The 19,759-nt window shown below is 60.9% G+C and carries 21 protein-coding genes and 1 tRNA gene; 17 read left to right on the top strand and 5 right to left on the bottom strand.

Translation table 11 applies throughout. From position 1 onward, the window contains the following. Nucleotides 1–13 precede the first annotated feature (13 nt). Nucleotides 14–2,767 (bottom strand): response regulator, encoded by a 2,754-nt coding sequence (locus tag J1N02_RS01565; protein WP_421147092.1) that lies wholly within the window; start codon nucleotides 2,765–2,767, stop codon nucleotides 14–16. A 205-nt stretch (nucleotides 2,768–2,972) separates the two neighbouring features. On the opposite strand from J1N02_RS01565, the gene J1N02_RS01560 reads away from it, so the two are divergent. Beyond that, complete coding sequence (locus J1N02_RS01560; protein ID WP_027607324.1) at nucleotides 2,973–3,701, top strand: response regulator transcription factor; 729 nt, start codon at nucleotides 2,973–2,975, stop codon at nucleotides 3,699–3,701. After that, nucleotides 3,691–5,058, top strand: coding sequence for a sensor histidine kinase (locus J1N02_RS01555; protein WP_043293730.1), 1,368 nt, complete (start codon nucleotides 3,691–3,693; stop codon nucleotides 5,056–5,058). The genes J1N02_RS01560 and J1N02_RS01555 overlap by 11 nt, the downstream gene beginning before the upstream one ends. A 3-nt stretch (nucleotides 5,059–5,061) precedes the next feature. On the opposite strand, the gene J1N02_RS01550 is transcribed toward J1N02_RS01555, so the two are convergent. Continuing rightward, entirely contained in the window at nucleotides 5,062–5,577 is a 516-nt protein-coding gene (locus J1N02_RS01550; protein WP_027607322.1) for a DUF2062 domain-containing protein, read from the bottom strand. A 135-nt stretch (nucleotides 5,578–5,712) separates the two neighbouring features. Here J1N02_RS01550 and J1N02_RS01545 point away from each other — a divergent pair, with 135 nt between their 5' ends. The 8 genes from J1N02_RS01545 (at nucleotide 5,713) to murB (ending at nucleotide 12,568) form a co-directional block, all read left to right on the top strand. After that, complete coding sequence (locus J1N02_RS01545) at nucleotides 5,713–7,938, top strand: DNA internalization-related competence protein ComEC/Rec2 (protein WP_421147091.1); 2,226 nt, start codon at nucleotides 5,713–5,715, stop codon at nucleotides 7,936–7,938. A gap of 109 nt (nucleotides 7,939–8,047) precedes the next feature. Next, a complete protein-coding gene (locus J1N02_RS01540) occupies nucleotides 8,048–8,683 on the top strand; it encodes a MotA/TolQ/ExbB proton channel family protein (RefSeq protein ID WP_027607320.1) in 636 nt (211 codons plus the stop codon). Further along, entirely contained in the window at nucleotides 8,680–9,108 is a 429-nt protein-coding gene (locus J1N02_RS01535) for an ExbD/TolR family protein (protein ID WP_027607319.1), read from the top strand. Before J1N02_RS01540 ends, J1N02_RS01535 begins: the two co-directional genes overlap by 4 nt. Next, a complete protein-coding gene (lpxK, locus tag J1N02_RS01530) occupies nucleotides 9,108–10,118 on the top strand; it encodes a tetraacyldisaccharide 4'-kinase (RefSeq protein WP_421147090.1) in 1,011 nt (336 codons plus the stop codon). Before J1N02_RS01535 ends, lpxK begins: the two co-directional genes overlap by 1 nt. 23 nt (nucleotides 10,119–10,141) lie before the next feature. Next, the gene (locus J1N02_RS01525; RefSeq protein ID WP_003174668.1) at nucleotides 10,142–10,327 is read left to right on the top strand and encodes a Trm112 family protein; all 186 of its coding nucleotides are present in this window, start codon (nucleotides 10,142–10,144) and stop codon (nucleotides 10,325–10,327) included. Beyond that, on the top strand, nucleotides 10,324–11,088 hold the full coding sequence (gene kdsB / locus J1N02_RS01520; RefSeq protein ID WP_065927093.1) for a 3-deoxy-manno-octulosonate cytidylyltransferase: 765 nt from the start codon (nucleotides 10,324–10,326) through the stop codon (nucleotides 11,086–11,088). Before J1N02_RS01525 ends, kdsB begins: the two co-directional genes overlap by 4 nt. Further along, nucleotides 11,088–11,552 carry a low molecular weight protein-tyrosine-phosphatase gene (locus tag J1N02_RS01515; RefSeq protein ID WP_027607316.1) on the top strand — a complete coding sequence of 155 codons (465 nt, stop codon included), beginning with the start codon at nucleotides 11,088–11,090 and terminating at the stop codon, nucleotides 11,550–11,552. The genes kdsB and J1N02_RS01515 overlap by 1 nt, the downstream gene beginning before the upstream one ends. Then, the gene (gene murB, locus J1N02_RS01510; protein ID WP_027607315.1) at nucleotides 11,549–12,568 is read left to right on the top strand and encodes a UDP-N-acetylmuramate dehydrogenase; all 1,020 of its coding nucleotides are present in this window, start codon (nucleotides 11,549–11,551) and stop codon (nucleotides 12,566–12,568) included. The genes J1N02_RS01515 and murB overlap by 4 nt, the downstream gene beginning before the upstream one ends. Before the next feature lie 63 nt (nucleotides 12,569–12,631). Here murB and J1N02_RS01505 read toward each other — a convergent pair whose 3' ends face one another. Next, nucleotides 12,632–13,303 (bottom strand): Bax inhibitor-1/YccA family protein, encoded by a 672-nt coding sequence (locus J1N02_RS01505; RefSeq protein ID WP_027607314.1) that lies wholly within the window; start codon nucleotides 13,301–13,303, stop codon nucleotides 12,632–12,634. Nucleotides 13,304–13,455: 152 nt separating this feature from the next. Between J1N02_RS01505 and J1N02_RS01500 the strand changes: the two genes are divergently transcribed. The 7 genes from J1N02_RS01500 (at nucleotide 13,456) to J1N02_RS01470 (ending at nucleotide 18,308) form a co-directional block, all read left to right on the top strand. Continuing rightward, nucleotides 13,456–13,546, top strand: a tRNA-Ser gene (locus J1N02_RS01500). 296 nt (nucleotides 13,547–13,842) lie between these two features. Next, a complete protein-coding gene (locus J1N02_RS01495) occupies nucleotides 13,843–14,406 on the top strand; it encodes a hypothetical protein (protein ID WP_223841603.1) in 564 nt (187 codons plus the stop codon). Nucleotides 14,407–14,718: 312 nt separating this feature from the next. Beyond that, entirely contained in the window at nucleotides 14,719–15,615 is an 897-nt protein-coding gene (locus J1N02_RS01490; protein WP_421147089.1) for a hypothetical protein, read from the top strand. Nucleotides 15,616–15,645: 30 nt separating this feature from the next. After that, nucleotides 15,646–15,930 (top strand): hypothetical protein, encoded by a 285-nt coding sequence (locus J1N02_RS01485; RefSeq protein WP_027607310.1) that lies wholly within the window; start codon nucleotides 15,646–15,648, stop codon nucleotides 15,928–15,930. A gap of 101 nt (nucleotides 15,931–16,031) precedes the next feature. Continuing rightward, complete coding sequence (locus tag J1N02_RS01480; protein WP_421147088.1) at nucleotides 16,032–16,664, top strand: hypothetical protein; 633 nt, start codon at nucleotides 16,032–16,034, stop codon at nucleotides 16,662–16,664. A 500-nt stretch (nucleotides 16,665–17,164) separates the two neighbouring features. Continuing rightward, nucleotides 17,165–17,914, top strand: a complete 750-nt coding sequence (locus J1N02_RS01475; RefSeq protein WP_027607308.1) for a hypothetical protein — start codon at nucleotides 17,165–17,167, stop codon at nucleotides 17,912–17,914. Nucleotides 17,915–18,038: 124 nt separating this feature from the next. After that, nucleotides 18,039–18,308 carry a hypothetical protein gene (locus J1N02_RS01470; protein WP_065927112.1) on the top strand — a complete coding sequence of 90 codons (270 nt, stop codon included), beginning with the start codon at nucleotides 18,039–18,041 and terminating at the stop codon, nucleotides 18,306–18,308. Nucleotides 18,309–18,561: 253 nt separating this feature from the next. On the opposite strand, the gene J1N02_RS01465 is transcribed toward J1N02_RS01470, so the two are convergent. After that, the gene (locus J1N02_RS01465) at nucleotides 18,562–19,068 is read right to left on the bottom strand and encodes a hypothetical protein (RefSeq protein ID WP_027607306.1); all 507 of its coding nucleotides are present in this window, start codon (nucleotides 19,066–19,068) and stop codon (nucleotides 18,562–18,564) included. A gap of 64 nt (nucleotides 19,069–19,132) precedes the next feature. Continuing rightward, complete coding sequence (locus tag J1N02_RS01460) at nucleotides 19,133–19,759, bottom strand: helix-turn-helix domain-containing protein (protein WP_421147087.1); 627 nt, start codon at nucleotides 19,757–19,759, stop codon at nucleotides 19,133–19,135.

The raw sequence follows: 19,759 nt of genomic DNA, 5'->3' as shown, positions 1-19,759 counted from the left end.
CTTTTTGATGAATTCAGGCGCTGACCCGCGCTTCACTGGCCAGCCGTGCAATGGCCATGTCCAGCTCGTCCAGCGCGGTCACGGCCTTGGCGTCGTCCTGCTTGAGCAGGGTTTCGGCGCGCTGGCAGGCGGCGCGCAGTTGCGGCACGCCACAGTAGCGGGTGGCGCCGTGCAGACGGTGGACGCGTTCGATCAGGGCCAGGTTGTCCTTGGCCTCACGGGCGACGTGAATGGCCTGGCGGTCGGCTTCCAGGGAGGCCAGCAGCATGGCCAGCATGTCGGCCGCCAGGTCCATCTTGCCGGCGGCCAGGCGCAGGCCTTCCTCGTGGTCCAGCACCGGCAATTGCACCCCGGGGCCCAGGCCTTCGACGGCGCGCTCCGGCACCTGGTTGCGCAGGGCCAGGCCGGTCCATTTCAGCACTACCTGGGCCAGTTGCCGTTCGCTGATGGGTTTGGTCAGGTAATCGTCCATACCGCTTTGCAGCAAGGCGCGCTTCTCGTTGGCCATGGCATGGGCGGTGAGGGCGACCACCGGCAAGGGCGTGCCATGGCGCTCGCTTTCCCACTGGCGGATCGCCTCGGTGCTCTGACGTCCGTCCATGCCCGGCATCTGCACGTCCATCAGCACCAGGTCGAAGGTGTCCTGTTTCACCGCGTCGACCGCCGCGTAGCCGCTTTCCACTGCACGGACCTGCGCGCCCATGTCTTCCAGCAGGGTCTGCACCAACAGCAGGTTTGCCGGGTTGTCGTCGACACACAGCACACGCGGCGCACGGCTGGACAACGGCTCGCCCGGTTCACTGCGGGACGGCCGCGGGCTGATCAGGTCGGACAGCGCACGGCGCAGCTTGCGGGTACACGCCGGCTTGGCCTGCAACTGGCTGTTGGGGTTGGGTACCGACTCGTTGAACAGCATCTGTTCGGTGGTGGGGCACAGCACCAGCACCTTGCAACCCAGGTGTTCGAGGTCCCACAGGTGCTGGTTGAGGCGCTCGGGCGGAATATCGTTGGCGGTCACGCCGAGTACCGCGAGGTCGATAGCCTGCTCGGTCTGGTGAGCGCTGGTGATGCCGTTGGTCAGGCTTTCCAGGGTATTGAACGGCGTTACTTCCAGGCCGCAGTCTTCCAATTGGTGCTGCAGGGCCTGGCGCGCCAGGTCGTGGTTTTCCAGTACCGCCACGCGATGGCCCAGCAACGGCGCGCAGGGCAGGTCTTCGACGTCGTCGCGGGTCTTGGGCAGGTTCAGGCTGATCCAGAATTCAGAACCTTCGCCCGGCGTGCTGTCGACGCCGATTTCACCGCCCATTTGTTCGATCAGGCGCTTGGAAATCACCAGGCCCAGCCCCGTGCCGCCGGGCTGGCGCGACAGTGAATTGTCGGCCTGGCTGAACGCCTGGAACAACGCCCGCACGTCCTGGCTGGACAGGCCGATGCCGGTGTCCTGCACGCTGATACGCAGTTGCACGCTGTCTTCCTGCTCGTCCTCGATCATCGCCCGGGCCACGATGGTGCCTTCGCGGGTGAACTTGATCGCATTGCTGATCAGGTTGGTGAGGATCTGCTTGAGCCGCAGCGGGTCGCCCACCAGCGCCAGCGGCGTGTCGCGGTACACCAGGCTGACCAGTTCCAGTTGCTTGGCATGGGCGGCGGGAGCGAGGATGGTGAGGGTGTCTTGCAGCAGATCCCGCAGGTTGAACGGGATACTGTCGAGCACCAGCTTGCCGGCCTCGATCTTCGAGAAATCGAGGATTTCGTTGATGATGCCCAGCAGGTTGTCGGCGGATTTTTCGATGGTGCCCAGGTAGTCCAACTGGCGCGGGGTCAGCTCGCTTTTTTGCAGCAGGTGGGTAAAGCCGAGTATGCCGTTGAGCGGCGTGCGGATTTCATGGCTCATGTTCGCCAGGAACTCGGACTTGATGCGGCTGGCCTCCAGGGCCTCCTTGCGCGCCAGGTCCAGCTCGATGTTCTGGATCTCGATGGTTTCCAGGTTCTGGCGCACGTCTTCGGTGGCCTGGTCGATGCTGTGCTGCAATTCTTCCCGGGCATTTTGCAGGGTTTCGGCCATGCGGTTGATGCCCGATGCGAGTTGATCCAGCTCCTGGCTGCCCAAGGGTGGCAGGCGGGTTTCCAGGTTGCCGTCCTTGAGTTGGGCCACCGCTTGCTTGATCAGGCCAATCGGCGCGTTGATCGTACGGCTGATGCGCAAGGCCAGGGCCGCAGTGCAGATCAGGCCGATGGCAATCAGCAGCAGGCTGGCGAACAGGCTGCGATAGCCGCGCAGCAACATGCCGTTGTGGGACAACTCCACCTCGACCCAGCCGAGCAGGCGATCGGCTTCATCGGGGATCAAATCGCCCGCCAGGTTGCGATGGCGACCAAACACCGGCAGCAGGTAGCGCGTGGCGTCGTTGCCGGTGCGTTGCAGCAGGTGGGAGCTGTTGCCGACCGGCGGCTGGTTGAGCATGGTCGGGCCGGCGTGGGCCAGGGGCGTGCGGTCCGGCGCCAGGAATGCCACGGTGTGCACGTCCGTCTGTTCCAGGGATTGGGTGGCGATACGCTCCAGCAGGTCGGTATTCCTGCTGCCCATGGCGGGGGCCACCAGGGGCGCCAGCTGCTCGGCGATCATTTCGCCGCGTTGCAGCAGTTGGGCCTGCAACTCCGAGAGCTGCATCCAGGTGAAGTACCCTCCCAACAACAGGGCCATCAGGCTGGTCGGTAATAAGGTCAGCAACAGTACGCGGCCTTTTATCCCCATTCGTTTAAGCACGCCACTCTCCTGCTACCACACTGATATCAATCTTCCGCGCCGGCATCCGGCCCGCGCCACCTGCGCAGTGTAGCCATTTGCGCGGCCTGGAATCTTGCAAATTAATGACAGAGGGCAATCTTCGGGCCGTTGGACGCCGTGTGGCGATTGCCTGCGGCGGGGTTATCTTGAATAATCAGTGATTGAGAATGACTTGCAGACGCTAATGAATCCCGCGGCAGTTGGCCTACCCCGTATCCTCACAATTGAAGATGACCCCGTGCTGGGTGCCTATGTGCACGAGCATTTGGGGCGCTGTGGCTTCCAGGTCACCTGGTGCCAGAACGGTCAGCAGGGCCTGGAGATGGCGCGCGACCAGGCATTCGACGTGGTGTTGATGGATATTCTGCTGCCGGGCCTGGATGGCTTGTCGATCCTCACCCATTTGCGCCGGAGCCATTCGATTCCGGTGATCCTGATGTCGGCCCTGGGCGCTGAAACCGATCGCGTCAGCGGTTTTCGCCTGGGGGCCGATGATTACCTGCCCAAGCCCTTCAGCATGGTTGAGCTGCGCGTGCGTATCGAAGCCATCCTGCGGCGGGTGGCCCTGGATCGGCGCCCGTTGCCGACGCTTGCGCCCGTGCGCGAGGACACCCGCACGCTGCGTTTCGATGATGAGCTGTGCGATGTTTTTCATCAGGAGCGCTGGGCGGGCCTGACCCGTAGCGAATACCGCCTGCTGGAAACCCTGCATCGCAACGCTGAAGAAGTCCTCAGCAAAGCCTTCCTCTACCAGCACGTGTTGCAACGGGGTTATGCGCCCCATGATCGCAGCCTCGACATGCATATCAGCCAGATCCGCCGCAAGCTCAAGGCCATCGGCTACACCGAGCGTGAGGTGCGCACGGTGTGGGGCAAGGGCTATGTGCTGAGCGGTCACGACGATGGGCTTTGAGGCATCGCTGAAACGGCTGCCGGGCAGGCACTCGTTATTCTGGAAGCTCGCCTGCCTGCTGATCGCCTTCTGTTTGCTGATGATCTGGCTCAGTTGGTCCTGGGGTCGGTACATGGAGCAAAAGAACGCCTACCTGTCCGATGAGGCCAGGAGCACCTTGAGTGGTTATGCGGCAGGCGCCGAGCAGGCCTGGAACCAGGGCGGCAATGCCGGCGTCGATGCGTGGCTGCAGGCAATGGGCAAGCGCGAAAGCACGTGGGTCGGGGTGATCGGCAATGACTTGCAGTCGTTGAGCAGCTACCCGCTGACCGATACGGAAAGCCAGCGCCTGACCTTCCTGCGGGGCCTGGACTGGCCGGTCAGCCGCCACGTCAAGGGGTTGCCGTGGTTGAAGATCCCGTTTGCGGTGGATCCGGGCGCCGGTTCGCTGGTGATTGAACTGCCGCAGCGCTTTATGCCGGGGCGCTACCAACTGTTCTGGCGGGTGCTGACCAACGGCGTGATTCCCGGCCTCTTTACCTTGTTGCTGTGCATCGGCCTCTATCGGTTGCTGATCATGCCCCTCAATCAACTGCGCGAGCAGGCCAACGCATGGCGTGCCGATCAGTTGAATACGCGGATGTCCCACGACGCCACCAGCCGCCAGGACGAATTGGGCGAGCTGGGGCGCGCGTTTGATCATATGTCCGAGCGCTTGCAGGGTACGGTGATGCTGCAACAGCAGCTGTTAAGGGACATGTCTCATGAACTGCGCACGCCCTTGAGCCGTTTGCGGGTGGCCTGTGACAGTGAGCAGGATCTTGCGCGCCTGCGTGAGCGGCTGGGGCGGGAGATCGACGCCATGCAGCGCCTGGTGGAAGACAGCCTGCAACTGGCCTGGCTGGATACCGAGCGGGCGCCGCTGCCCAAAGAAGATATTCAGGTGCAGGCGCTGTGGGACATGCTGCGCGAGAACGCGTGCTTTGAAAGCGGTTGGCCGGCATCGCGGCTGCCCTGCCTTCTGGGCGCCGACAGTTGGGTGCGGGGCAACCTGAATGCCCTGGCCCAGGCCCTGGAGAATATCCTGCGCAACGCCATACGCCATTCCCCGGCGCAGGGGATCGTGTGCCTGGATGGATGCCGCGAGGGGGAGTATTGGCACCTTTGGTTGGAAGACCAGGGCGGGGGAATCGATGAGCAGGATCTGGAGCGAATCTTTGCGCCGTTTACGCGGCTGGACGGTTCGAGGCCCGGCGATGGTGGCTTCGGGCTGGGCCTGAGCATCGCGCGCAATGCCGTGCAACGCCAGGACGGCAGCCTGTGGGCGGAAAATACCGGCCAGGGCCTGCGTGTGCACCTGCGGTTGCCGGCGCGATAGGTCTCAGCCTCGGCGCTGCTTGCGCTTTTTCCATTGGTGCGCGACCCACCAGCGCCAGTACCCCATGGTCAGGCAGTAGGCCAGTGCGCCCAGCACCAGCCCCAACACCACCGAACCCAGCAGGAAGGGCTGCCACAGCGTGCTCAACTGGCCGCTGATCCATTCCCAGGTCAGGTCGTCGGGCAGGCTGCGCGGTGGCACATTCATCAGCCAGGCGCCGGTCATGTAGGTGCAGATGAACACCACCGGCATGGTGATCGGGTTGGTCAGCCATACCAGGCTGATGGCGATGGGCATATTGCCGCGCACGGTGATCGCCAGCACTGCCGCCAGCAGCATCTGCAACGGGATCGGGATAAACGCCGCGAACAAACCCACGGCCATGGCGCGTGCCACGGAGTGCCGGTTCAGGTGCCAGAGGTTCGGGTCGTGCAGCAACGTGCCAAGAAACTGTAATGACTTGTGTTCCCTGATACTGGTGGGGTCGGGCATGTACCGTTTGAATAAGCGCCGAGGCATAGGGGGTCCAGGTCAGTTCGAGGGGCAAGTATGCCCGCATTCTATAAACAGAAAATTCAGACTTTGTGACAAAACATCATAGGACACGCTGGGCCCTCGTCTAAGACTGAGTGGATCACTTGAAAAGGAGGGTTCATGAAGACAGGGATGTTCGCGCTCGCGCTGGGGTTGCTTGCCTTGCGTTTTTTACCGGCGTTGCCGTCGACGGGGTGGCTGATAGCCATGTTGGTGCTGGCATTGATGCTATTGCCCTTTCGTACGTCGCCACTGGCATTTTTCCTGCTGGGCTTGAGCTGGGCCTGCATCAGTGCGCAGTGGGCGCTGGATGATCGACTACGGCCGGTGCTGGATGGCCAGACGCGATGGCTGGAAGGCCGTGTAACCGGGTTACCGCAGCAGACAGGGACGGGCGTGCGTTTTGAGCTGGCCGACAGCCAGGCGCGCAACGCCCGGTTGCCCAAGCGCATCCGGGTGTTTTGGCACGGCGGGCCGCCGGTACGCAGTGGCGAGCGCTGGCGTCTGGCCGTGACGCTGAAACGGCCTGCCGGGCTGCTCAATTTTCACGGTTTCGATCAGGAGGCCTGGCTGCTGGCCCAGCGCATTGGCGCCACCGGCTCGGTGAAGGATGGTGAGCGCCTGGCGCCGGCGCGTCATGCCTGGCGTGACACGGTCCGCCAACGCCTGATGGCGGTGGACGCCCAAGGCCGCGAGGCGGGCCTGGCGGCTTTGGTGCTGGGGGATGGCTCCGGGCTGGCGGCCGAAGACTGGCAGGTGTTGCAGGACACTGGCACGGTGCACCTGCTGGTGATTTCCGGCCAGCACATTGGCTTGCTGGCGGGGTTGATCTACGGCTTGGTCGCGCTACTTGCACGCTACGGCTGCTGGCCCCGTACCTGGCCGTGGCTGCCTTGGGCGTGCGGCCTGGCGTTTGCCGCCGCGCTGGGGTACGGCCTGCTGGCAGGGTTTGGCGTGCCGGTGCAACGGGCCTGCGTCATGGTGGGGCTGGTGTTGTTGTGGCGCCTGCGCTTTCGTCATCTGGGCTTCTGGTGGCCGTTGTTGCTGGCACTCAATGGCGTGCTGATCCTGGAGCCACTGGCCAGCCTGCAACCCGGATTCTGGCTGTCCTTCATGGCTGTCGCGGTGCTGGTCCTGGGATTTGGTGGGCGGTTGGGGCCGTGGAGTGTCTGGCAGGCATGGACACGCCCCCAGTGCTTGATTGCCGTTGGTCTGTTTCCTGTGTTGCTGGTGCTCGGCTTGCCCGTCAGCGTCAGTGCGCCGCTGGCCAACCTGGTTGCCGTGCCGTGGATCAGCCTGGTGGTGTTGCCCCTGGCCTTGCTGGGGAGCGCATTGTTGCCGCTGCCGTATGCGGGTGAGGGCTTGTTGTGGCTGGCGGGTGGGGCGCTTGACGGGTTGTTCCGGAGCTTGGCATGGCTCGCTGGGCTAATGCCTGCCTGGATACCGGCCGAGGAGCCCCTGGGTTACTGGCTGATCAGCCTGGTCGGCGCGGTGCTGTTACTGCTGCCCAGCGGCGTGCCGTTTCGGCCCCTGGGCTTGCCGCTGCTGTTGTTGGCCGTGTTTCCACCCCGCGAGCTCGTGCCCCATGGGCGGGTGGAGGTGGTGCAACTGGATGTCGGGCAAGGTCAGGCCTTGATCCTGCGTACCCGCCATCACACGTTGCTCTACGATGCCGGCCCGCGTTCGGGGACGGTTGACCTTGGTGCCCGTGTGGTAGTGCCTGCGTTGAAAAAACTCGGCGTCGGGACGCTGGATATGATGCTGCTGAGCCACGCCGACGCCGATCATGCCGGTGGGGCGTCGGCTGTGGCCCGAGGGTTGCCGATCCGGCGTGTCGTGGGCGGTGAAACCGAGGGGTTGCCCGGGTTTCTCGCCACCCAGCCCTGTGTCAGCGGCGAACGGTGGGAGTGGGACGGTGTGGCATTCGAGCTGTGGCAGTGGCCTGATGCGATTGATGGCAATCCCAAGTCCTGTGTTCTGCAGGTCCAGGCCAATGGTGAGCGGCTGCTGCTCACGGGGGATATTGATCGGGCTGCCGAGCGAGCATTTCTCGCGTCTTCGCTGGCAGTGCGCACCGATTGGCTGCAATCGCCTCACCATGGCAGCCGCAGTTCGTCGTCGTGGCCTTTTCTACAGCGGCTGGCGCCCACGTCGGTGCTGATTTCCCGTGGGCGTGGCAATGCGTTCGGCCATCCTCACCCGCAGGTAGTAGAGCGCTACCAGCGACTGGGCAGCCAGATATACGACAGTGCCGAGCAGGGCGCGGTGCGTGTGCAATTAGGGGCTTTCCAGCCACCGACTGTTGCGCGTAGTCAACGCCGTTTTTGGCGCGAAACGTTACCCTGAGCCGGCCATGCCAAAGACCGGCGCCTGGGACAGACGGGTCCATGGCCGACGAACCCCGCCGCCGAACCTATATGGTAAAGTGGCGCACTTTTTCGAGGGGACATTCACTGTGTGGGAATTGGTCAAATCTGGCGGCTGGATGATGTTGCCCATCATCCTGAGCTCCATCGCCGCACTCGGCATCGTTGCCGAACGTTTGTGGACCCTGCGCGCCAGTCGCGTCACCCCCGAGCATCTGCTGGGGCAGGTCTGGAGCTGGATCAAGAACAAGCAACTGGACAAGGACAAACTCAAGGAACTGCGCGCCAACTCGCCCCTGGGTGAGATCCTCGCCGCCGGCCTGGCCAATTCCAAGCATGGTCGCGAGATCATGAAGGAGTGCATCGAAGAGGCCGCCGCCCGGGTCATCCATGAACTTGAGCGCTATATCAACGCCCTCGGCACCATCGCAGCCATGGCGCCGTTGCTCGGCTTGCTGGGGACGGTACTGGGCATGATCGATATTTTCAGCTCGTTCATGGGCTCGGGCATGACCACCAACGCGGCCGTGCTGGCCGGCGGTATCTCCAAGGCCCTGATTACCACGGCGGCGGGCCTGATGGTCGGTATTCCTTCGGTGTTCTTCCACCGTTTCCTGCAGCGGCGCATCGATGAACTGGTGGTCGGTATGGAGCAGGAAGCCATCAAGCTGGTGGAAGTGGTGCAGGGCGACCGTGATGTGGACCTGGTTGGGGGCAAAGCGTGAAATTTCGCCGCAAGCAACGGGAAAATGTCGACATCAACCTCGCGTCGTTGATCGACGTGGTGTTTATCCTGCTGCTGTTTTTTGTCGTCACCACCACCTTCACCCGGCAGACCGAACTGCGCGTCGACCTGCCGGAAGCCGTGAGTGGTTCGCCGGCCGAAGACCAGGAAGTCAAGCAACTGGACATCGCCATCAGCGCCGACGGGGCGTTTTCGGTGAATAACCAGGTGCTGGAGAAAAACGACCTCGCCAGCCTCATGGCGGCCCTGGAGAAAGAGTCCGGCGGCGATACCAAGATGCCGTTGTCCATCAGTGCCGATGGCAAGACCCAGCACCAGGCCGTGATCACGGCGATGGACGCCGCCGGCAAGCTCGGTTTCAGCCATCTGCGCATGAGCACTGTCGAGGCGGCGAGCCAACCCTGATGGCCATGTCCGATCGTTTGCTCAAGGCCTGGTACGAGGGCCATCCGGCGCTGGCGTTGTTGCGGCCACTGGAGTCTTTGTATCGCCGGGTGGTGCAGCGCAAGCGCGCGCGGTTCCTGGCGGGAGAGGGCGAGATCTATCAATCGCCGGTGCCGGTGGTGGTGGTCGGTAATATCACCGTGGGCGGCACCGGCAAGACGCCGTTGATCCTGTGGTTGATCGAACACTGTCGGCGCAGTGGCCTGCGGGTGGGTGTGGTCAGTCGCGGCTATGGCGCCAAGCCGCCGCAGTTGCCATGGCGCGTCGAGGCGAGCCACAGCGCCACTGTGGCGGGCGACGAGCCTTTGCTGATCGTGCAGCGCTGCGGCGTGCCGCTGATGATCGATCCCGATCGCAGTCGTGCGGTGCAGGCCCTGGTTGCCAGCGAGACCCTCGACCTGATCCTCTCCGACGACGGGCTGCAACACTACCGCCTGGCCCGTGACCTGGAACTGGTGCTGATCGACGCCGCCCGGGGCCTGGGCAATCGCCGTTGCCTGCCGGCGGGGCCATTGCGCGAACCGGTTGAGCGTTTGCACAGTGTGGATGCATTGCTCTACAACGGTGTCGGCTCGGATCGCGACGATGGCTTTGGGTTTCGCCTGCAACCCACCGCACTGGTCAACCTGCACAGCGGCGAGCGCCAGTCGCTGGCTTACTTTCCTGAGGGGCAGCAGGTACATGCGGTTGCCGGTATCGGCAACCCGCAACGTTTCTTCAACACCCTCGAAACGCTACACTGGCAGCCGATTCCCCATGCTTTCGCCGACCATGCGCCCTACAGTGCCGAGGTCTTGAGTTTTACCCCGTCATTGCCACTGGTCATGACCGAGAAGGACGCGGTGAAGTGCCGCGCCTTTGCCCAGCCCGACTGGTGGTACCTTGCGGTGGATGCGGTGCCGTCGCCGGCGTTCGTCGCCTGGTTCGACACGCAGCTGATGCGTCTGCTGCCCGCCCGTCTTTTGCCTTAAACGCTGCTATCCAGGAAACACTCATGGACACCAAACTGCTCGACATCCTCGCTTGCCCGATCTGCAAAGGCCCGCTCAAGCTCAGCGCCGATAAAACCGAGCTGATCAGCAAGGGCGCCGGCCTGGCGTACCCGATCCGTGATGGCATCCCGGTGATGCTGGAAAGCGAAGCCCGCACCCTGACCACCGACGAGCGCCTGGATAAATGACCACAGCCTTTACCGTTGTCATTCCTTCCCGCTACGCCTCGACACGCCTGCCGGGCAAGCCACTGCAACTGATCGGCAGCAAGCCGATGATCCAGCTGGTGTGGGAGCAGGCCTGCAAAAGCAGCGCTGAGCGTGTCGTGGTGGCCACTGATGACCCGCGCATCATCGAAGCCTGCAAAGGGTTCGGCGCCGAAGCGGTGCTGACCCGTGAAGATCACAACTCCGGCACCGATCGCCTGGCCGAAGTGGCCACGCAGTTGGGCCTGGCGCCCGACGCCATCGTCGTCAATGTGCAAGGTGACGAGCCGTTGATCCCGCCGGGCGTGATCGACCAGGTGGCCGCCAACCTGGCCGCCCATGGTGAAGCGCGTATGGCGACCCTGGCCGAGCCGATTGAAGACATCGACACCCTGTTCAACCCGAACGTGGTCAAGGTGGTCAGTGATGTCAACGGCCTGGCGCTGACTTTCAGCCGTTCGACCTTGCCCTGGGCGCGTGATGCCTTCGCCAGGAACCCTGACCTGTTGCCGGAAGGGGTGCCGTACCGTCGCCATATCGGCATCTACGCCTACCGTGCCGGTTTCCTGCATGACTTCGTCAGCTGGGGGCCGTGCTGGTTGGAAAACACCGAATCCCTGGAGCAGCTCCGAGCCCTCTGGCACGGCGTACGTATCCACGTGGGGGACGCCTTGGAAGCACCGCCTGCGGGTGTCGATACCCCGGAAGACCTTGAGCGCGTCCGTCGCCTGCTGGGGGCCTGATGGAGGTTCTGTTTGTCTGCCTGGGCAATATCTGCCGCTCGCCCACCGCCGAGGGCGTACTGCGCCATAAATTGCGCGAAGCCGGGCTGGCGGGGCAGGTCGATGTTGCGTCCGCCGGCACCGGCGAATGGCATGTCGGCAACCCGCCGGACCCGCGCAGCCAACGTGCGGCGCTGGTGCGCGGCTACGATTTGTCGGCCCAGCGGGCCCGGCAGGTCTCCCGCGCCGACTTTGCGCGCTACGACCTGATCCTGGCCATGGACCACAGCAACCTGCGCAACCTCAAGGCCATGCAGCCCGGCCAGGGCAAGGCGGAGCTGGACCTGTTCCTGCGCCGCTATGAGGCTGAAGTGGACGAGGTGCCGGATCCCTACTACGAAGGTGAACAAGGCTTCGAACGGGTCCTGGACCTGATCGAGCGGGCGTGCGATTTACTGGTGATCGAATTGAAGGGACGGTTATGACCTTGCAAGTGCGGACGCAGGTGTCGCTCAAGCCATTCAATAGCTTTGGCATTGATGTGCGTGCCCAACTCTTCGCCGAGGCCCGCAGTGACGCCGATGTGCGCGAGGCACTGGCCTATGCGTCGACCCAGGCGTTGCCCTTGCTGGTGATCGGCGGTGGCAGCAACTTGCTGCTGACCCAGGACATTCCTGCCCTGGTGTTGCGTATGGCCACCCAGGGCATTCGGGTGCTTCAGGATGATGGCATGCAGGTGGTGGTCGAAGCCGAAGCCGGCGAAGCCTGGCACCCGTTTGTACTGTGGACCCTGGAGCAGGGCTTCTGCGGCCTGGAAAACCTCAGCCTGATCCCCGGCACCGTCGGTGCTGCCCCCATGCAGAACATCGGTGCCTACGGCGTGGAGATCAAGGACGTCTTTGCCGGCTTGACCGCCCTCGATCGCCAGACGGGCGAGTTGCGTGACTTCAGCCTGGAAGAATGCAACTTTGCCTACCGCGACAGCCTGTTCAAGCACGAAACCGGGCGCTGGCTGATCCTGCGGGTACGCTTCGCCCTGAGTCGCGCCAGCCGCCTCAAGCTCGACTACGGCCCAGTGCAGCAGCGCCTGGCAGGGCAGGGGATCACCGAGGCGACACCGAGCGATGTCAGTCGCGCGATTTGCAGTATCCGTAGCGAAAAATTGCCCGACCCGGCAGTGCTTGGCAATGCCGGCAGCTTCTTCAAGAACCCGCTGGTGTCCAAGGCCCTGGCTGAAGAGTTACAGGCGCAGTATCCGGACCTGGTAGCTTACCCGCAGGCGGATGGGCAGATGAAGCTGGCCGCTGGCTGGCTGATCGACAAGGCCGGCTGGAAGGGCTTTCGTGATGGCGATGCCGGCGTGCATGTCCTGCAGGCGCTGGTGCTGGTCAACTATGGCGGCGCCACAGGGCACGATATTGCCAACCTGGCCCAGCGTATCCAGCGCGACATCGCCCAGCGTTTCAAGGTCGAGCTGGAAATGGAACCCAACCAGTACTAATGCAGTGAAAACAAAAATGCCCCGCATCTTTCGATACGGGGCATTTTTTATGCAACAAGTAAATCAGTCGTCGCGGCTCATGATGCCGAAGATCTGCAACAGGCTGATAAACAGGTTGTAGATCGACACATACAGGCTGACGGTCGCCATGATGTAGTTGCGCTCACCGCCGTGGATGATGGCGCTGGTCTGGAACAGGATGCACACGGAGGAGAACAGCACAAAACCCGCGCTGATCGCCAGTTGCAGGCCGCTGATCTGGAAGAACATGCCCGCCACCACCGCTGCCAGCAACACGAAGAAGCCCGCGGTGATGAAACCACCCAGGAAGCTCATGTCCTTGCGGGTGACCAGCACGTAGGCCGACAGACCACCAAACACCAGGGCGGTCATGGCAAACGCCGAGCTGACCACTTCCGCACCACCGGCCATGCCGAGGTAACGGTTGAGGATCGGGCCGAGGATAAAGCCCATGAAACCGGTCAAGGCAAACGCCGACACCAGGCCCCAGGCCGAGTCACGCAGCTTGTTGGTCAGGAAGAACAGGCCATAGAAACCGATCAGTACGACAAAGATATTCGGGTAGCCGACGTGCATCTGCTGGGCCACGAACGCCATTAAGCCGCTGAATGCGAGGGTAAGGGCGAGCAGTCCATAGGTGTTGCGCAACACGCGGCTGACTTCAAGCTGCTCAGCCTGCGCGTTACCATTCACTGCGTAATTCTGTTCGCGCATGGCGACACTCCTTCGGTTTTGAAACGTTCAGTCGCAAAGATCATAACAGACGCTCTGTAACAAGCGATGGCGAGAGTTTGACAGTGTGTTTCATTCGGGTATTATGGCGCCCGCTGAGACAGGATGGGCTATCCTAATCCTGTGATGCACAAGGGAAATTGGCAGAGTGGTTGAATGCACCGGTCTTGAAAACCGGCGAACGTTAATAGCGTTCCCAGGGTTCGAATCCCTGGTTTCCCGCCAAGATTCAAACGAAAGCCTCGCGAAAGCGGGGCTTTTGTGTTTCTGGGGTTTGGCGATCTTCTGCTTACTGTGCCCTGTAGCAGACTCGCGCAGCCAATACTGATGATTGCCGATGCAGCCCGGGACCTGAATCAAGCAATTGAAGCCACTTCCACTGGCTCATTTAATTCGTGGTTTTTCCAGCCAGCTTTTGCTCGTCATCTTTTTATTTTTTTACTACTATCGTTCATCTGCGCACTCAAGGAAGAGAGGCTGAGCGCCTTGAGGCTGGTAGAAAAATTACACTCGATCATTGAATGAGTTATTACTTTTACCCAGAACCTAACGACTCAGCCATCCGTAATTACCTCTTGGTGGAACCGATGGATAAAATGTGTGGCATCGTTGTAGTGGTAGGGCTTGCCCTCTCTGGATGCGCTACGAAAACTCCCGAAAAACCTGATGTGACTCCACCTCCTGCCGTCGTCCAGGAAGCACCGCCTGAGGTCGCACCTTCGACCCCAGAAAAGTGGACTGTGCGATACGAGGCTGCACCTGTGAACGCCAGTGCTGACGCCCCGAAAGCAGCTTCTCTGGAGTCTGCTCAGTCAGAAACAGAAACAAACTTGAACCAAAATCGCGCTGAGCAATGCCGTAAAGAACTGGATGTTTTAAAGGTCTACAACAAAGCGTCTTACGATAAATACGAGGCGCAATACCAGGCCATTGCTGCCAAGACTGCCAAATACATGGAAATTAAAGACTCATTGGGTCCCGATTTAAACTACATGGTTATGCCGGCTTATCAATTTCAAATTCGTGAGTTCTGCTTCCGAGTTAAGACCCGTCTGTCGGAGCTTGTGCTTCGCCAAGCCCGATAATGATTCCACGTCCGGGGACGTCTTTTGCCAGCTGGTGAAACAAGCGCTGCATTGTCCGAAAGATGACGAGGGTCCCAGGCGTGGTTTCCCGCCAGGACTTAATCGAAAGCCCCGCCTTAGCGGGGCTTTCGTGTTTCCGGCCCCAATGTCGCGAACGTTGTGAACCCGTTGGCATTAACCCATATGCGCAGGGAACGATGTTAATGGGCCATGTTCCAACCTGCCGTGCCAAGCCCGCCCAATGACGGCAGGGTTCAATCGTCCCCGCATAAACAGCGGTGCGCGCAACCCCATTACAAGGACGCAAGCGTTATGCAGTCATCCCCCTCCCAAGCGCCTTCCGCCACCGGCGAACTGATCGCCAGTTTCCGTCACGGCAAGGGTTTTCTGATTTTCAGTTTGATATTTGGCGTTGTGTTGTTAGGTCTCGCCGGGTTTGTGTTGTATCTGGGCACGATCCTGCCACCGGGCAATGAAGGGCCGGTCAGCCTCCAGACGTCCCGTGGCATGGCCTTCAGCTTCAGCAGCCCCCATACCTTGATTTACGCCACCAGCGCTTTGCTGGCGGTTCTCGGGCTGGGTATATTTGCCGCTTACGCCTGGCACAGGAAACTGCGTGCGCCGCTTTACGACGTGTATGAGCATGGCATCGAGCGCATCATCAACGATCAGCGCGAATACACCGCCTTTGCCGAGATTGATGACCTGTATCTGTTCGGCTCCGGGCAAACCGTGCTGACCGGCATGATCACCAACGTGGCTTACCGTCGTAATGCCTCCGAGCCGTTTCATCGAGTGATCGAGAGCCTCAAGGGTTTTCACGATTTCCAGCAGTTGGTCCGTGAGCTGCACGTACGTGCACGTCTGCCGGGGGTGCTGGCGACGCTGGAGTCGGGTGGGGCAGTCAGGTTTAATTGCATCAGCTCCGGGCAGGTCTGGGGCAAGCGTGTCAGCGGCAACTTCCTCAAAATCACCACGACGCCGATTGTGGTGAGCCAGGATTTTCTCGAATACCAGGGGCGCAAGGTGCCGATGTCGTCGCTGCGTACCGTCGACCTTAACGCCTGGACCGAAAAGGTGGTGATCAAGGACGAGAGCGGCAAACCCGTGTTGTCGACCATCGCCACCGGCATTCTGAGCCACGACCTGTTCCTCAACACACTCGATGCCGTGTTTGCGGCTGAAGAGCAAGCACGCGAGCCGGCTTGAGCCAATCGTGTCATTCATGAGGATTAAACGATGATCTATCGCGGCGCAGGCTGGCTGACACTGTTCACGCCGGTGGCCATGGTGTTGTTGCTGATGGGGGTGTGGCCCGACCCCAGCGTCAAACCCGGCAATACCTCACTGATGCAACTGTTGATGGGGGTGGGGATTGGCTCGGCCATCAACACCGTGCTGGGCTTTGTCCTGAATCGGCAGGTGCATGAAGATGGCGTGCGCCATCACTTCTTTTTCATGCCCATGCAGTGGCCGGCGCTGGCGATCATGATTGTCTGCGCGGTGATTGCCCTGCTCAAGTAAGGCCGCCCTTAGGCGGGCGTCCAACTAACGGTTTGAGGGGAACGCGAAGGTTCCTGGCTTTTCGCCCATTATTGAACGCTGCAACCCCTGGAGCCCGTTGGATGAACCGTCAAGACCTACCTCACCTTGTCGCCACGCTTCCCGGAGCGCCAAGCGCTGCAAGCCCTGTCGCGCACCCACCCACCTGGTATTACGGCCCGGATCTACCGAGCGTTGGCGGCAGTGGTCGGGGGATCCTGGGGTTCTACATTGCGCTACTGATGCTGTTGCCGGGCTACGGGCTGGTGATGTTGCTCCTGGCCGGGCTCGGAGCGCTGCAGGTCACGCCGGCCAGCGCTGAATCGAGTTTTACGACGTCGGCGCTCATCCTGTTCATGCTCGGTACCGCAGTGCTCATCGGTGCGATGTTTGCCTGGATGGCCTCTACGCCTCATGTGGAGGCCTTTACGTTCGATGAAAACCAGCAACTGCTCAGCCTCACGGTTATCCGTCGTGGCCGCGGGCCCTACGAAGTGCGGGTGCCATTCAGCAACATCATTTACGTCTGCCCCTACGTCCTCGCCCGGTTTGATCGCCATGGGCATTTCCACCTCGTGGGTCAGGGACCCAAGGACAAGGTTTTCGAATATCGGTTGGGTGAGGGGATCTCTCTGGACGAAATGGCGTTTCATGCTGAGTGGTTGCGGGGAATGATAGGGGCGCGGATGCACGAACTGGTGAATCTGGATAAATGAAACATTCGCGTTAATACCAGACGCGTAGTGTCGGGCCGTCCGCGCTTGAAACCCGCGCGAACGCTACTGCGGCAGCAATGGCATTTAAGTTGATGGGCCCAAATACAGGGCGAAACCTGCCCCAGCCACACGCGCAGCTGATCTTAAAGGCAGTGAACCATGGCTCAGCAGAAAAGCTGAGCCACCGATAGCAGGCAAATCACCTGGACAAAAATCTGAGCTCGAATGGGATGTTTCATCTGTGCGACCCTCCTGTACAGCTGCGGGGGGAAGTGCCGTGCGCGATGTAGATCCTCCCTGGATCGCCAACAACACTCGCAACTGTTCCATTGAGTATAGGCCCTGAAACGAATCTTTCACGATTGGGCCGATTCAATCCGCTGCGGGCTCTGCTTACAACTATCTGCCCAGCCCATTGCACTTTTTTTCATTTATCCAATCTATCCTTGTCCCAGCCCTGCCGATTTCCCGCGTGGGCAAAAGAACCAGATCGGGTGCCGATGGATCGCACGTTACTTTTATTCAAGACTCGACGAGTGCCTCGGCCCCTGTGGCTGGCCGTGGTGTTGATACTCTGCGCCAGTGGCTGCACCCAGCAGCAGGGGCGGGACATCGCCAAGCAGTTCAGCGATGGCAAACCCGATGAATTCTTCCAGACCAGTGTCGATCGCATGGCGACCCTGGGCATGCGCGACAACTTGCAAAGCCTGTATTTGCTCATGAACAAGCTCTATCTGCGTAACCCCAACCAGTGGCGCCAGTCGGGTTATCCGGATGCGGTGAGCGCTGCGCGGGAGATCCGCCTGGCCATTGAGCAGCGCCGCTCATTGCCTGCCCTCGGGGAGCGTCGCGACCTGGCGGCGCTGAGCTACTCCTTGAGCCCTGAGTTTCAGGGCGATCGGGTCGGGGCGTTTATCTATGCCATCGGCAGCATGATCGTGACCGCCCACGGTGGGCGTACCGAGTTCTACATTACCGACTCGATCAACCCGCAGTTCGTCAGCAATGCCGCGCGCAATATCGAGAAGGCCACCTGGCTGCTCAGCAAGCGCCAGGATGCAAACGGTGTCCTGCTCCTGTTTTCCAACGAGATCTCGGAGGAGGGCAGCAACCTGAGTTTCGCCGTCGAGTTCGGCAAGATTGTTGCGCGTCTGGACCTGTTGACCCAGATGCTCGACGAACGCTACCGCCGTATTGGGCTTAACTATGCACAAAGCCTGTTGTTGATGAATTTCCTGCCGGTGCAGTAATTGGGTTGTTCGGTATGCTGTTTCTCCTTTGAATGTAGGAATCTGCCTATCTTGCATCCCGATGCTTGAAACACCTGTCTGTGCACAATAGCCTCGGATTTTTCTGAAAAAACGAGGCCCTACCTTGGGTAAGCGAAAAACGGCTTGGCCGACGGACCGCGAAATACGCCTGCGCTTTATCCTTTTCGCTGTGATCGACGCCGCGAGCGTTCACGGCGTCCCCTCTGAGCTGTTGCTGCCCGCGCATAAATTGCTGCGAGACTCGCCGACAGAGGCGCAGTTGCTCGCTGCTCTGGGGGAAATTCTGGCCACTGATGAAATGCATGGGTTCAGGCTACCACCAGGGTCGGAGGCCGATGAATTGATGCAGTCGCTGGAAAAGCCCGACGGCTAGGCTCATCCGTTAGACCGTTTATTTCCTTAAGATTGGACGAGATTCCTCAATCGAATATCCATGACGTCCATATCCGCCAGGTAACGGATATAAGTAACGCAATAGCGTCCTAATAACTGTTATTACGCCAAATACCGCTGTCTTGTTCGACTAAGCGTGCCTGGGAACACCCGTTCCTGCTGCTCTGCCGGCGTCTTGCGCAGCCTTCAGGTCTCTCTAGAATCGGCGCCAGAACCTAGCCATTTCCTGTCGATTACGGAGTTTCGAACATGATGAATGCAATGCAGATGCCGATGAACACCTCCATGCCAATGATGCCGATGATGGGCATGCCGATGATGATGGCCACCATGAAATGCGAAATGGCCGCTGACGCCATGATGTGCACCATGAAGCCGGCAGCCGGCATGGACATGGCCCAGTTCAAGACCAATGCCGAAATGATGGCGATGATGATGAACTGCGGCATGCCGATGATGATGCAGTGCGCCAACCTGTCGATGATGTGCATGTCGGCCGACGCCATGGCCATGATGACCGGCATGAACATGATGCCGATGATGGGCATGCCCATGCCCATGATGAAGTGCGTCATGGAATGCACCATGATGGCCGACGGCATGATGTGCAAAATGATGCCGATGCCGGGCATGAGCATGGACATGATGAACAACTGCTGCATGCTCATGAACAAAATGATGAACGACTGCGCCATGCCCATGATGATGAGCTGCAACGGCATGCCGATGATGTGCTGCACCTGCTGACAGGTCCCGCGCGATGAAAAAACGCCCCGATAAGTCGGGGCGTTTTTTTTGCCGTGATTAATCCAGCCGCTCGGGGTAGGTGATCACCAGGAACGCCACGGCTTCGCTGTCCGCCGGGTTGCGGTAGCGGTGGGGCTGGTCGGCGTAGAACAGGATTGAATCGCCGGTGGACAGCAGGTAGCGCTCGTCATTGACGCTGACTTCCAGTACGCCTTGGGCCACCACCAGGTTTTCCTGGATGCCCGGCCCGTGGCCTTGGGAGACTTCCTCGCCGAGTGCCCGCAGGCGAATCTCGTAGAACTCGGACTGGCGTGCCGTATCGTAGGGAAACAATGCGCGGCTGATAAACGCGCCATCGGCACTCACCAGGCGCTTGCTCTGCTGCGCCGGCAACACTTCCACTCCTTCGAACGCGCGATCTTCCAGGAACGCCGCCACCGACACCGTCAAGCCCTTGGCAATTTTGCACAACACCTTGATCGACGGCACGCTGCGCCCGGATTCGATCTGCGCCAGCATTGCCCGGCTCACGCCGCAGGCGCGTGCCAGGGCGTCCAGTGACAAGTGCCGTTTGCTGCGCAGGCGTTGCAGGTTATGCGCCACGCACAGGCTGATCACATCGTCATCGGTGTTGGGCTTGGGCAGCGGTTCGGGCGGTTCGGGAATCACATGCAGGAAATTCAT

This window comes from Pseudomonas sp. NFX5 (assembly GCF_049132125.1).
In the GTDB taxonomy this organism is placed as follows: domain Bacteria; phylum Pseudomonadota; class Gammaproteobacteria; order Pseudomonadales; family Pseudomonadaceae; genus Aquipseudomonas; species Aquipseudomonas marginalis.
Note: the sequence above shows the minus strand (reverse complement) of the source record. Positions and strands in the feature narration are given on the sequence as shown.

Excerpts from the sequence above, each read along its gene's own strand:
- lpxK (WP_421147090.1), top strand. The coding sequence starts at position 9,108 with ATGGCCATGTCCGATCGTTTGCTCAAGGCCTGGTACGAGGGCCATCCG.
- J1N02_RS01515 (WP_027607316.1), top strand. The coding sequence starts at position 11,088 with ATGGAGGTTCTGTTTGTCTGCCTGGGCAATATCTGCCGCTCGCCCACC.
- J1N02_RS01490 (WP_421147089.1), top strand. The coding sequence starts at position 14,719 with ATGCAGTCATCCCCCTCCCAAGCGCCTTCCGCCACCGGCGAACTGATC.
- J1N02_RS01550 (WP_027607322.1), bottom strand. The coding sequence starts at position 5,577 with ATGCCTCGGCGCTTATTCAAACGGTACATGCCCGACCCCACCAGTATC.
- J1N02_RS01560 (WP_027607324.1), top strand. The coding sequence starts at position 2,973 with ATGAATCCCGCGGCAGTTGGCCTACCCCGTATCCTCACAATTGAAGAT.
- J1N02_RS01545 (WP_421147091.1), top strand. The coding sequence starts at position 5,713 with ATGAAGACAGGGATGTTCGCGCTCGCGCTGGGGTTGCTTGCCTTGCGT.
- J1N02_RS01475 (WP_027607308.1), top strand. The coding sequence starts at position 17,165 with ATGGATCGCACGTTACTTTTATTCAAGACTCGACGAGTGCCTCGGCCC.
- kdsB (WP_065927093.1), top strand. The coding sequence starts at position 10,324 with ATGACCACAGCCTTTACCGTTGTCATTCCTTCCCGCTACGCCTCGACA.
- J1N02_RS01480 (WP_421147088.1), top strand. The coding sequence starts at position 16,032 with ATGAACCGTCAAGACCTACCTCACCTTGTCGCCACGCTTCCCGGAGCG.
- murB (WP_027607315.1), top strand. The coding sequence starts at position 11,549 with ATGACCTTGCAAGTGCGGACGCAGGTGTCGCTCAAGCCATTCAATAGC.
- J1N02_RS01505 (WP_027607314.1), bottom strand. The coding sequence starts at position 13,303 with ATGCGCGAACAGAATTACGCAGTGAATGGTAACGCGCAGGCTGAGCAG.
- J1N02_RS01495 (WP_223841603.1), top strand. The coding sequence starts at position 13,843 with ATGAGTTATTACTTTTACCCAGAACCTAACGACTCAGCCATCCGTAAT.
- J1N02_RS01555 (WP_043293730.1), top strand. The coding sequence starts at position 3,691 with ATGGGCTTTGAGGCATCGCTGAAACGGCTGCCGGGCAGGCACTCGTTA.
- J1N02_RS01525 (WP_003174668.1), top strand. The coding sequence starts at position 10,142 with ATGGACACCAAACTGCTCGACATCCTCGCTTGCCCGATCTGCAAAGGC.
- J1N02_RS01460 (WP_421147087.1), bottom strand. The coding sequence starts at position 19,759 with ATGAATTTCCTGCATGTGATTCCCGAACCGCCCGAACCGCTGCCCAAG.
- J1N02_RS01485 (WP_027607310.1), top strand. The coding sequence starts at position 15,646 with ATGATCTATCGCGGCGCAGGCTGGCTGACACTGTTCACGCCGGTGGCC.